Raw genomic sequence first — 11,687 nt, forward strand, 5'->3', positions numbered from 1 at the left:
GGAACACTATGTCACTACCTAAGATTTCCTGTTTTTGCTGTACCTTTGGCCGCCCACACTTGCTGGAAGAGGCCATTGAATCGTTTCTGCGCCAGGATTATGCCGGTGAGAAAGAGCTGATTGTACTCAATGACTTCAGCGGGCATCGTTTACTGTTCGAACACCCGCTGGTGACCGTTATCAACCTGCCGACCCGCGTTGTTCCTTTGGGTAAAAAGTTCAATCTGGCTGCCAGTTACTGCACAGGTGACATCTTAATGCCCTGGGAGGACGATGATATATATCTGCCCTGGCGGCTCAGCGTCAGCGCCGCGCAGATCCGCGATGGCGTTTTCCATACCCGCCAGGCCTGGCTGGAAAACAGCGACCATGAACTTGAGTATTCTGAAAATCTTTATCAATGTAACCTGGCGATTGAACGCACGGTGTGGCAGCAAACTGGCGGTTATTTAGAGCATGATGTCAGTGCGATTGATTTAGCGCTGTTTCGTGCGCTGGGAGGCGATAAACACACGCAAATATTGCCGCAGGCAGATATTTTTTATGTCTATCGCTGGCAGTCATCCGGCGCGTTTCATGCATCTGAGGTAGGCGGAAATTGCGCCAGTATCAGCGATCATGCCGGCTATATTGTTAATCAGCTGGCTATCTCGGGAAAACTGCCACTGGGAGACGTGCAGCTTAAGCCACGCTGGCAAAGAGATTATGTGGCACTCAGTCGGTGTGCCAGTATTCCAACGCGCTCACCATCGCCGCAGTATGTGCCCGAGACGCAGCCAAACACGCGCCCCGTCACCCAAGGCTTTCAGGTTGACAAACAGGTGTTTATTAACAGCCCACTTCACGACAGCTGGTTTTTGCTCGACCCCTTAGCAAGCACCATCTGGCGGGGGCTGCAAGCGAGCCAGTCAGTATCCGACATCGCGCTCACGTTGCATCGTCAGTATGGGACCGATGTGGCCCATGCCAAAGCCGATATCCAGGCTATCACGGCAAGCTTCAGCCAGGAAGGCTTGCTGCGCGACTGGCGTGAACCGCTCTGGCTCGATGTGGCAGGACAAGCCGTTGTCGTGGTCATCGAGCAGGACAGGCTGCGCAACGACTTTAAACGTCTCTTTCCCCAGCTCCGGAGTGACTGGCCCGTCAACTGGGAGCACCTTCTAGAGCTGCGCGAGGAGCGGGAATTTTATAGCGTGTATCTGGATGCTCAGCAGGATGCGGAGTTACTTTACGCAGATCAGGCTCTGTACCGCTTAATTGAATTGCTGCAAACGCTCCAGGCTTCAACCACGCAACATGCCACTTACCTCAGCGGCCTGCTACTTAGGGTGAACAATCAGGTGATTGCGGTTTGCAGTTCAGATCTCAGCCACAACTCTGTCAGCCTTGAGACCCCGGGTGCACAGCACGTCGAAGTCCTCAGCTACGGCCGCTTTCAGTTAACCAGTAATGGCGATGTTCAGGCCGTTCGCGCCCCACATATAACTCCTGCGCAGCAGCGTAAAGCATTGCACACTCAGCCCGTAACCAGCGCCTATTTTGCTGGCCAGTTGCATCATATCTGTGAACCACTGCCTTGCGATGAGCAGAGACACTATCAGGTTGATCAATTGGTTATTGCCACTGAGCAACTCCCTTCAGGTCAGCACTCTGCCGCACAGGTGTTATCAGTACTATTGAACGAGGGGCTGATCCGAACCCCTTATTTGAGTCAGACTCAGACAACGCACCTGATCAGCTGGTTAGCCTCTGCTAATCCCGTCTCGATTACACCCGATGCTTTGACGCTCAGCACGCTGCCGCTTTGCGCGGATAAAGCCCAAACCGATATCTCCGTGCTGTCTCCTTTGCAGATCCCCCAGTTTAAGCGCTTTGATAAACAACGTACTCAATTGACTTTGCCCGGCGTTTTTCCAACAAATCAAGACAGAGCAGACAACAGACAGCGATATGCTCAGGTTAACATTAACCCCTCTGTTGACTTAATTGAATGGGTTAGCCAAAAGCTTGAGGCCGGTGAAAGCAAGGCGCAGGTATACAGAGATCTGATTGAATCTGGCTACGCCATGGAAATGGCCGAAAAAGCCATGTATGGATTCAAACCTAAAATAAAGACCGAGCAAATAGAAGATGCCAGCCTGCGTGAAAGCACACAGACCAAGCCTAGCCTCTATTTTGCCTTTGCCAACATCGCCATCACACGCAACCCCACCAGCATCCGCGTTGCAGATGTACGCGCACAAATCTACCGTCTTGAGGGTGCCTTTTCTGAGCAGGAATGCCAATCGTTAATAACGGGTTTAGAAGGCCACTTTCAGCCCTCGACCGTCGTTGACCAGCAGGGCGACAGCAATCAGGGTTACCGCACCTCCTATACCGCCTGCCTGGAACAGATCAGTCACCAGGAAAATATCAGAATAAAAAATAAGATCAGTGCCCTGATGGGGATTGATAGCGCGTATCTGGAGTCTTTACAGATCCAGCGCTATGGCGCCGGACAGGAATACAAAGTGCATTGTGATTTCTTTCACGAGTCATCCCCCAGCTACCAAAAATGCCTCGACAGTGTCGGCCAACGCACCTGGACATGCGTTGTCTATTTAAACGATGACTTTAGCGGCGGGGACACGCACTTTACCCAGCTGGATATTACGGTCACGCCGCGTACCGGCATGGCCTTGTGCTGGAACAACTTGTCGCCGCTGGGTAAACCCAACGAGTACACCTACCACTGCGGCCAGCCGGTTGAATCGGGCTTCAAATACATTATCAGCGCCTGGTTTAGAGAAAAACCATTTACCAAAGCGCAACAATAAGAAAGCACCATTACAGTGAACAGTGCTTTGCTAAGTCATGTTATACCGGTGGAGGTGGTGCCCCGCCAAAGGTTGTGGGCGGCGGAGGTGGCGGTATGTTGCTAAAGGTGGTTGGCGGTGGTGGTGGCATGCCTGTAGGTGCAGGTGGCACAGCACAAACCGTTGAGGGCGGTGCAGGCGGCATGGCTGTGGGTGCAGGTGGCGGCGGCGGTGTCGCCACAGGCTGATCGGTCACATTAGGATCGGTATCATCCAGGTCGGTATCGTTGTCGACATACCCATCGACATAATCTGTGCAGGCCTTAATGCTCACCTCGGCATTGCCAAAGCCATCATAATCCTTGTCCTGATATAGCACATAGGGCAAAAAAGCGCCTCGATTGCGGATAAGCCTGTTCGCCCTTTTCATTGATACTTCAATTACGCGCACATCGTAACGAGTATGGTGACATATCTCGATTTTTTTGCCTTTTGCATAGGCATTCATCGACGTAGCCAACAGCACGGCCATTGCAATGCGCGTTAAGTTGGAATTCATGAGTACCTCCCGGGTAATTGGGTACTCATACAGTATGGTCGATAAACCATCAAGTTCAATGCAAAAAACTGAATAATCTTCTTCGTGGTCGATTCACTTAGTCACCTCCCGATAACGGTTTGCTCTGTACACCCGCTATGAGCGGCTATAGTTAAACGTATCACCCATTCACCGAGCGATATTTATGGCTGAAACACGTGTCTTAATTACAGGAGGTGCCGGATTTATTGCCCATCACCTGGTGCTGGAGATTCTGCGGCGAACAGACTGGCACATCATCACGCTGGACAGGCTCGACTACAGCGGCAACCTGAACCGGCTGCAGGATGCATTGAGCGAACTTCCTCCGGCTGTGACACGGCGGGTAAAAATTGTGTTTCACGACTTAAAAGCAGCATTAAACCCACAAATTACTCAGGAAATTGGCCGGGTAGATTATGTTTTTCATCTGGCTGCGGGGTCTCATGTCGACAGAAGTATTGCCTACCCCATGAGCTTTGTGCTGGATAACGTCGTGGGCACCTGCAATATTCTGGATTTTGCCCGTACTCAGGATAATCTAAAACGGTTTTTTTACTTCAGTACGGACGAGGTGTTTGGTCCGGCGCCCGCCGAAGTACGCTACAAAGAAAATGACCGCTACAACAGCACCAATCCATACTCAGCAACCAAAGCCGGGGGCGAAGAGCTCGCCGTCGCCTACCACAACACCTATCAAGTACCCGTGGTGATCACCCATACCATGAATGTGTTTGGGCAGCGACAGCACCCGGAGAAGTTTATTCCACAAAGCATCAGAAAAATACAGCAAGGAGAAACCGTCACGATCCACAGCGACAAAACCTGTACCATCCCAGGATCGCGCTTTTATATTCATGCACAGGATGTTGCCGATGCCCTGCTGTTTCTGGTTGATATCAACTGGTCAGAACACATCGACCATGAACAACCCCTTTGCCCAAAATTCAATATCGTTGGCGCCAGAGAGCTAAATAACTTAGAACTGGCCCAGATCATTGCACAAGTGCAAAACAAACCTTTGCATTATGAACTGGTAGACTTTCATTCCTCACGGCCGGGGCATGACCTGAGGTATGCCCTGTGCGGCGAAAAAATGAAACAGCTGGGCTGGTCACCTAAGGTGGATCTGCTTGATCGTCTGGAGCAAGTGGTGCATTGGACCTTACTTAATCCCAGATGGTGCTAATCCCTCCAGATAAGACACCATAACATTGGTAATTCAACGCCGATGTTATATTCTGCTGATATTCGTTTATCCACCGCCCTAGCACTTGTGCGGGTTTGAGTGATAAGCGGGCCGGACTAACAACAATAATAACAAAAGTAGCGCCACACTGGCCGAGTGGCAGTGAAAGCGCCAAGCGCACTAGGGATGTTATGACACAGCAATACTGGGTTGGTGAGTTTTTTGTAGACTTATCGCGTAACCAAATCACCGTAAACCAAGAGGTCAAAACCTTAGCACCCAAAGCACTGTCGGTACTGACCGTACTGGCTCAGCAGCAGGGCCAGGTGATCAGTCAGGACGCAATACTGGATGCAGTCTGGCAGGATACCATAGTCTCGCCTAATACTTTGCAACGCTGCATTGCTCAGTTACGAAAAGCACTGGGTGATGATGGCAAGGAACAGCATTTTATCAAAACCCATGCCAAGCAGGGCTACAGTCTGGAATGTGACGTACGCTGGCAAACCCAGTCGCCAAGCGCAGCACCGGCACAGTACACAGAGGACACTCAACCCGAATCAAGCCACACACCAGCGCCCGCGCAAATACGCTCCCGCTCGCAATTCGGATTTGCCCTGTTTGCGGCGGCGTTTTTTATTGTTGGCCTCGCTGCATCAGTATTATTTGAGCCAAGTTCAAGCGAGCAGCTGACCATCAGCGAATTTCGCCCTCTGACGGCCACCGATAACCGCGAAGTCGCCGGGGTTTACTCGCCCGACGGCGAATATATCGTATTCCATCGTTTTTCGACTGAGCTGTGCCGTAACAGCATCTGGGCAAAGCGCATCGACACCCAACAGGAGTTTCGCCTGACGAACAATCTGGATATCAACGGGCAACATCAGTTTTCACCCGACGGCAAAACCCTGGCATTCGTGCAAACCTCAACCTGTGTGCAACCCGTCACCCAGAAGCTCTGTTATCACCTGATGACGCTGGAGTTCGATAAAGCGCTGCAAACACCGCAAACCCCAACGCGTGTGCTGGAATGCAAAAACTCACAGATCAGAGAGCCGCAATGGCTGGATAGCGAGCATATCGCCCTGCTACAAAAAACCGACGAGCGCTGGAAGCTGCTCCGCTACTCAATGACAGATAACACCAGCGCGCCTCTGTATGAGATCAGCGACGGCGACATCATCAGCTATGATTATTCCCGTAAAGACGGCCTGCTGGCAGTCGTGCGCCTTGGTGAGGGAGAGCACTATTATCTCGATATGCTGAGGCCCGATGGCGAGCTGGTATCCAGTCACCGCATACACTACCCAAATACCATTGCCCGGTTCAGGCCCATCTATCCCAACTTTTCGCCCTATGAAAACCAGCTGGCCTTCAGCACCGGACGCCAGTTATATACGCTGACTTATCAGGGACAAGTCAGCCCCGTGACCCTGCCAGTTGACGAACCTATGGGTTCCCCGGTGTTTCATCCAGACGGTAACCGTATGCTGGTGATCAAGGGGCAGTATGACAGTGATATTTTGACTATGCCGTTTGGCAATGATGACTCGCTGCAAACGTCGCAAGCGACAATCCTCGAGCGCTCCACCAAAGAAGAAAGTAATGCGATATTTCAGCCGGAGGGTGACCTGCTCGCCTTTAACTCGGCGCGCTCCGGACAAATGCAGATCTGGCTCAGCGACGGGCAAGTACCCCGTCAGCTCAGCAACTTCCCGATGGACACCTTTTTATACGAAACCCACTGGTCAGCCGATGGCAGTGAGCTTTTAACTAACGCCGACAAAGCGCTGGTGAAGTTCGCGCTGGATGGCACTGCGCACGCCATTCCCCTGGCGCATCCGGTAGAGCAATTGTTTTACTGGGACAGCCGCGCTCAGACGGCACTTGCCCAGCTCAAAATAAATGGGGTGCTCACATTTGCCGAACTGAACCTGACAAACTCAGCCATACGTGTTCTAAACGACCGCGAGGTCACCTGGGCCCTCAAAACCGCTGACGGTAGCCTGGTTTATACCGATCACATGGATCGTTTCTGGCGATCCGGCCCGGTTGAAGACGAGCTGATTGAGCCACTTCTTGATCAGGGCAGCGAGCGGCGCTTTACGGCCTATGGCAATACCTTGTACGGGATCAATGAAAACGCACAATTGTGGTCTTACGATCTGCACAGCGGTAACTTTAAGATCTTAACCACAGTGGCAAATGATATTGTCCGTATTTCGGCGGTCAACGATCAACAGATCTTGCTGATCAAGCAGCTTACATCCCGAAAAGAAGTGGTGGAGTTGCTGCTGGCTGAGTAAGCAGTAACTCAAAAGGGCAGCCGTTTCTGCCCTTTAAACACCGCGCTTTTTAAGGCTCTGCCAGCTGCTGTTGCTCTTGTTCACTCAGCGAACGCTGATAATTACGATGACTCAGCCCCAGCCACTGCGGTAAAGTGGCACTGACAAAAATAGAAGACCAGGTTCCCACCGTAACCCCGATAAACAAGGCACTCGCAAATCCCTGCAAACTGGCACCGCCGAGCCACCACAATGCCGCTATGGTTGTCAGCGTGGTTGAAGAAGTAATGGTGGTTCTGCCCAGTGTACTGCTAAGTGCCGCATTGATGGTGTCGCTGACCTTGCAATCCTCCCTGGCGCGCACCAACTCACGGACTTTGTCGCCAATCACAATAGAATCATTCAGTGAGTAACCAATGATAGCCAGCAAAGCGGCCAATATCGTCAGATCAAACTCCATGCCGGTGAATGCAAACCAGCCCAATGTAATCAACACGTCGTGCAGTAGGGCCAGACTTGCCGACACAGCCAGTCGCCATTCAAACCGAACAATCAGATACAAGCCTACTGCCAACAGGCTAACGAGCAAAGCCAGCCCGCCCTGTTCAATGAGTTCAGCACCAATCTGGGCACCCACAAAACGGCTGTCGAGGATCTCCACCCCCAGGTTGTCGGGTAACTGAGTGTGCCAGCTAAGTGGCGTCGGTCTGTCATTGTGCGGCGGCTGGAATACTTGCCAGTGAAGTGCCCCCTGAGCAGATAAACGAAACTCTCCGCTCACATGAGGTGCCAGCTGGTGCTGTAATTCATCGCCGGATATATCCTGAGCAAGCTGGAATTCTGTGACATAGCCACCCGTAAAATCCTGCCCGAGCTCAAGACCTCGCTGACTGATAAGCACACAACTGAGTATCATCGCAATCAGACTCAGCACTAAGCCAGAGGTTCGAAGTGTTTGCCATAAATCGCGCATATCAGGCTCCTTTTACCGGCTTGGTCCGATAGACCCACTGAGACAGTTGCCCGGAGACCACCACACCGCAAAACATGCTAGTGATAATCCCCAGAGCCAGGGTGATGGCAAAGCCCTTAACCGGGCCATAGCCGATGGACATTAATACCAATGCAGTGATCATGGTGGTCAGGTTGGCATCTATGATGCTGCTTTGCGCTTGCTGATAACCACGTTTTAGCGCCGCGCGCATGCTGCTCCCCTGCCGCCTTTCTTCTTTGATCCGCTCAAAGATAATCACATTGGTATCGACTGCCATGCCTATGGTCAGAACCAGACCCGCAATCCCCGGTAAGGTCAGCACCACACCGGGTAACAAAGACATCAGACCCACTAAACACACCAGATTCGCCACCAGCGCCACGCAGGCTATAACGCCCAGTTTGCGATACCACAGCAACATAAAACCCAGCGTCAGTGACAGACCCAGTGCCAGTGCCGCAAAGCCGCTGCTGATGTTCTGCTCACCCAAACTCGGCCCTATGGTGCGCTCAGTTACTATGGTCAGGGGCGCATCTAAGGAGCCAGCCCGCAGTAACAGTGCCAGATCCTGCGCTTTTTGCCACGACCCTAAATTGGTTATGCTGAAGCGCTGCCCCAGCACCTGCTGGATGGTAGCCACTGAGATCACCTGACTGCTTTCGCGGATCTCTCCCCGGCTGTCGGCAATGTACTCACTGTACATAGTCGCCATAGGCTGACCCACATGCGTGCGGGAAAAACGCAGCATTTTATCGCCGCCCTGGGATGATAGAAACAGCTGTACCAGAGGCTTTCCGTATTCGTCCCGGCCAGCCTGCGCCGAATCAATATCGGCCCCAGTAAAAATGGCTCGCGGATCTAACCTCACCATTCCGTGTTCAGCTTTAACGCGCTTGCCACCGAATTCCTGCAAAGCGTGAAAAGACAACTGTGCCGTAGCACCGATGATCCGCTTTGCTGCCGCCGGATCCTGCACCCCGGGTAGTTCAATGCGAATATAATTCGCGCCCTGACGCTGCGTCACAGCTTCAGTAATACCCAGCTCTTCAATCCGCGAGCGCAGCGTCGTCAACGCTTGTGTCATAGTCTGCTTTTCAAAAGCCGCCTTGCCGGTTTCATCATAGCTTAAGGAAGCACGCAACAAGCTGCCTTGCTGGTGTGTACTGACACTCAGATGCTGAAACTGACCCAGTAATGCCGACTGCAACTGATGCAGTGCCGCCTCTCCCTGAGGAAGTGCCACCAGCTCAAGACCAGCAACCGAACTGCGCTCAATACGAACGCCTTTTAACTTGTCACGGATCCGCAGCGCTTTGGCCTCCAGCGCAATGTTTTCCATGTGCTTTTCCAATGCTTTCTCTGTGTCGACTTTCAGCACGAACAGTACACCACCGTTCAAATCAAGACCCAGTTTAATGGGAGACAGGCCCAGTCGTTGCAGCCAGTAAGGTGCAGTAGCTTGTTCAACCACGGTTACCGAAGCCTGCCCGCGCAGTGCCTCAGCCAATACCTCTTGTGCTGCAGCGGAGGCAGTTTGTGGAGTTAGTGTAACCAAAGTCGGTTCGCCCGACTCTATGTCAGCCACGGTAAAGCCGCGACTTTGCAGCAACTGCACAAGCTGGTCCGGGCCGGGTGCTGCCGGCTCTGATGTTAGTGTACGGATACTGAGTTGGGTGGTGTTTTGATATAAGTTGGGCATAGCACACAGACCCAGTATCAGGATCACGGCTACCACCAGCAGACTTTTAAGCCGCGCCGGCCAGGCCGTATTCGCAGCGTTCGCTCTTCTATTCATAATTTGACTCACTTAACGATGAGCTGCCTCATTTGGCCGCTCACACTTTCGCTATTTACCTGATAAAACGTGTTGTAATCCGACCGAACCTTGCGGTCGGTTTGTGTTGTGAGATCAGGCGCTCAGCTGATAAGTCAGTCTTGCTCGATAGGTTAAGTTGGCGGGTTGACAGTCATTGATCAGCCCCGTGCGTGCACGAGTCGCACACTGATGCCAGGGTCGCGTCAAAGGTTGATGAATATATTGCTGGCTCACCCGATACAAGTCGGGGTCAGCAAAGGCATAGAGTAGATCATAATCCGGCTGCTGGTCCGGATGCAGAAAGTAACTGGGATGCGTTAAACGGTTCTGTGACGGCAGTTGCGCGGGATAGCTTGCCGGTTGTGAATGCGACACCTCAGTACCAGGTGCAGGCAAATGCTTGATCAGTGCAGTGTCAGTGACCTTATGCCTGAGATCATTCGCGTCGGGCGCTGTATGTGGCTCGGCACTCACTGCCTGTGACAGCACAACCACAGAGACGGGTTGAGTTTGCCAATCTGCGGCCACAGCATCACGACTACCCATATTCAGTAGCGTACATAACAGCAAAAACGGCACTAAACACCGCAGCACTTTGGCAAATGTCTCATAACTCATGTGGTGAAGATATAGTCGGCAAGGCGGTTTTTCAATAGCTGTAAGGCTAAATAGTTTGCTTATCTGCAAAGTGAGAAGAATAGATACGGGACAAAGGAATAAGTTTCAGCGCTTAACTTGTTAAGCGCTGAAACTAAAATGAGGTGAGTCAGCCTGTAAGTTAACTGAGTCGATCGTTCACAACCTGAAATGATTGTAACTCTCATGGTTTCAAGTGGTTGGGAATTTTAGTGGTGTGTATCAAACCATGTGCCTTTGGTAAACGAATTCATATGAAGATACGTGGAGTCTAATCGGCTCACTAAATAAATTAGATTGTTAACAAAGCAAATAAGTCAACAGAAGAGGTAGTGTTCAATTTTCTGTGTCATTTCGATAAGTTAAGAAACAAAAAGAGAAATGACTCATGACTACACAAAAATTTGATTTTGATTCTGTATTGAAAGCGCTCCAGAACGGCAAAAACCTCACTGGTAAAGATGGAGCGCTCACCCCGTTGATAAAACAACTCACTGAAGCCGCAATGAAGGCTGAGTTGGAAAACCACTTAGCTGAAAGTTCCGAGCCCAACCGTAAGAACGGTAAATCCACTAAAACGGTCAAAGGGCCCACTGGTGCATTCGAACTTGAGACGCCTCGTGACCGAGCTGGCACCTTCGAGCCACAGTTGGTGAAAAAGCACCAAACCCATCTGACCGAAGACTTAGAACGTAAGATTCTTGCGCTGTTTGCCTTGGGTAACAGCTACCAGGATATCCGCGCTCACATCGCCGATATGTACGATATATCTATTTCCAACGGTACTATTAATGCCGTAACAGATAAGCTACTGTCTGAGCTACAGGCTTGGCGTGAACGTGATTTGGAAGCCATATATCCCATTGTTTGGCTCGACGCTATTCACTACAAAATCAAAGAAAACGGACGTTATGTCAGTAAAGCCATCTACACCATTTTGGCTCTCAACATCGAAGGCAAAAAGGAACTTTTGGGCCTCTATCTCTCAGACCAGGAAGGTGCCCATCACTGGCTAAGCGTATTGACCGACCTTAATAATCGAGGCGTTAAAGACATCCTGATTGCCTGCGTGGATGGCCTCAAAGGCTTCCCTGAAGCCATTGAAACCATCTATCCGAACACCGAGATCCAGCACTGTATCATTCACCAGATCCGTAACTCACTCAAATACGTGGCATCCAAAAACCAGAAGGCTTTCATGGCGGATCTCAAATGCGTTTATGCTGCGGAAATCGCGCTGGACGAACTGGAAGCCAAGTGGGGGGGGGAAAATACCCTTTGGTCATCAAATCATGGCGCTGTAAATGGCCGACACTCAGCGCTTACTTCAAGTACCCGGATTACGTGAGAACGCCTATCTACACGACAAACGCCGTGGAGGCTGTACATCGCCAG

General features: G+C 51.4%; 7 protein-coding genes and 1 pseudogene. 4 read left to right on the forward strand and 4 right to left on the reverse strand.

Features of this window, described 5'->3' with window-relative positions; genetic code table 11:
* Nucleotides 1-8: 8 nt before the first annotated feature.
* Nucleotides 9-2,816, forward strand: a complete 2,808-nt coding sequence (locus CWB98_RS09455; protein ID WP_138544644.1) for a PqqD family peptide modification chaperone — start codon at nt 9-11, stop codon at nt 2,814-2,816.
* A gap of 40 nt (nt 2,817-2,856) precedes the next feature.
* On the opposite strand, the gene CWB98_RS23940 is transcribed toward CWB98_RS09455, so the two are convergent.
* Nucleotides 2,857-3,354, reverse strand: coding sequence for a hypothetical protein (locus CWB98_RS23940; protein ID WP_171045619.1), 498 nt, complete (start codon nt 3,352-3,354; stop codon nt 2,857-2,859).
* Between the two features lie 184 nt (nt 3,355-3,538).
* On the opposite strand from CWB98_RS23940, the gene CWB98_RS09460 reads away from it, so the two are divergent.
* The gene (locus CWB98_RS09460; protein WP_138544645.1) at nt 3,539-4,561 is read left to right on the forward strand and encodes a dTDP-glucose 4,6-dehydratase; all 1,023 of its coding nucleotides are present in this window, start codon (nt 3,539-3,541) and stop codon (nt 4,559-4,561) included.
* Nucleotides 4,562-4,752: 191 nt separating this feature from the next.
* A complete protein-coding gene (locus CWB98_RS09465) occupies nt 4,753-6,867 on the forward strand; it encodes a winged helix-turn-helix domain-containing protein (protein WP_138544646.1) in 2,115 nt (704 codons plus the stop codon).
* A gap of 49 nt (nt 6,868-6,916) precedes the next feature.
* Here the strand turns inward: CWB98_RS09465 and secF are convergent, their stop codons facing one another.
* From secF to CWB98_RS09480, 3 genes are all read right to left on the reverse strand, one after another.
* Nucleotides 6,917-7,819, reverse strand: coding sequence for a protein translocase subunit SecF (secF, locus tag CWB98_RS09470; protein WP_138544647.1), 903 nt, complete (start codon nt 7,817-7,819; stop codon nt 6,917-6,919).
* A gap of 1 nt (nt 7,820) precedes the next feature.
* Complete coding sequence (secD, locus tag CWB98_RS09475) at nt 7,821-9,635, reverse strand: protein translocase subunit SecD (protein ID WP_138544648.1); 1,815 nt, start codon at nt 9,633-9,635, stop codon at nt 7,821-7,823.
* 114 nt (nt 9,636-9,749) lie between these two features.
* Nucleotides 9,750-10,274: a hypothetical protein gene (locus CWB98_RS09480; protein ID WP_138544649.1), complete on the reverse strand. Its 525-nt coding sequence runs from the start codon at nt 10,272-10,274 to the stop codon at nt 9,750-9,752.
* Between the two features lie 406 nt (nt 10,275-10,680).
* On the opposite strand from CWB98_RS09480, the pseudogene CWB98_RS09485 reads away from it, so the two are divergent.
* Nucleotides 10,681-11,687 (forward strand): annotated as a pseudogene (locus CWB98_RS09485) (IS256 family transposase); the annotation flags it as partial.

The organism is Pseudoalteromonas rubra, assembly GCF_005887115.1.
Classification (GTDB): Bacteria; Pseudomonadota; Gammaproteobacteria; order Enterobacterales; family Alteromonadaceae; genus Pseudoalteromonas; species Pseudoalteromonas rubra_F.

Bases quoted from the DNA above. Each gene is read 5' to 3' on its own strand.
- CWB98_RS09455 (WP_138544644.1), top strand. From the start codon at position 9: ATGTCACTACCTAAGATTTCCTGTTTTTGCTGTACCTTTGGCCGCCCA.
- CWB98_RS23940 (WP_171045619.1), bottom strand. From the start codon at position 3,354: ATGAATTCCAACTTAACGCGCATTGCAATGGCCGTGCTGTTGGCTACG.
- CWB98_RS09460 (WP_138544645.1), top strand. From the start codon at position 3,539: ATGGCTGAAACACGTGTCTTAATTACAGGAGGTGCCGGATTTATTGCC.
- CWB98_RS09465 (WP_138544646.1), top strand. From the start codon at position 4,753: ATGACACAGCAATACTGGGTTGGTGAGTTTTTTGTAGACTTATCGCGT.
- secF (WP_138544647.1), bottom strand. From the start codon at position 7,819: ATGCGCGATTTATGGCAAACACTTCGAACCTCTGGCTTAGTGCTGAGT.
- secD (WP_138544648.1), bottom strand. From the start codon at position 9,635: ATGAATAGAAGAGCGAACGCTGCGAATACGGCCTGGCCGGCGCGGCTT.
- CWB98_RS09480 (WP_138544649.1), bottom strand. From the start codon at position 10,274: ATGAGTTATGAGACATTTGCCAAAGTGCTGCGGTGTTTAGTGCCGTTT.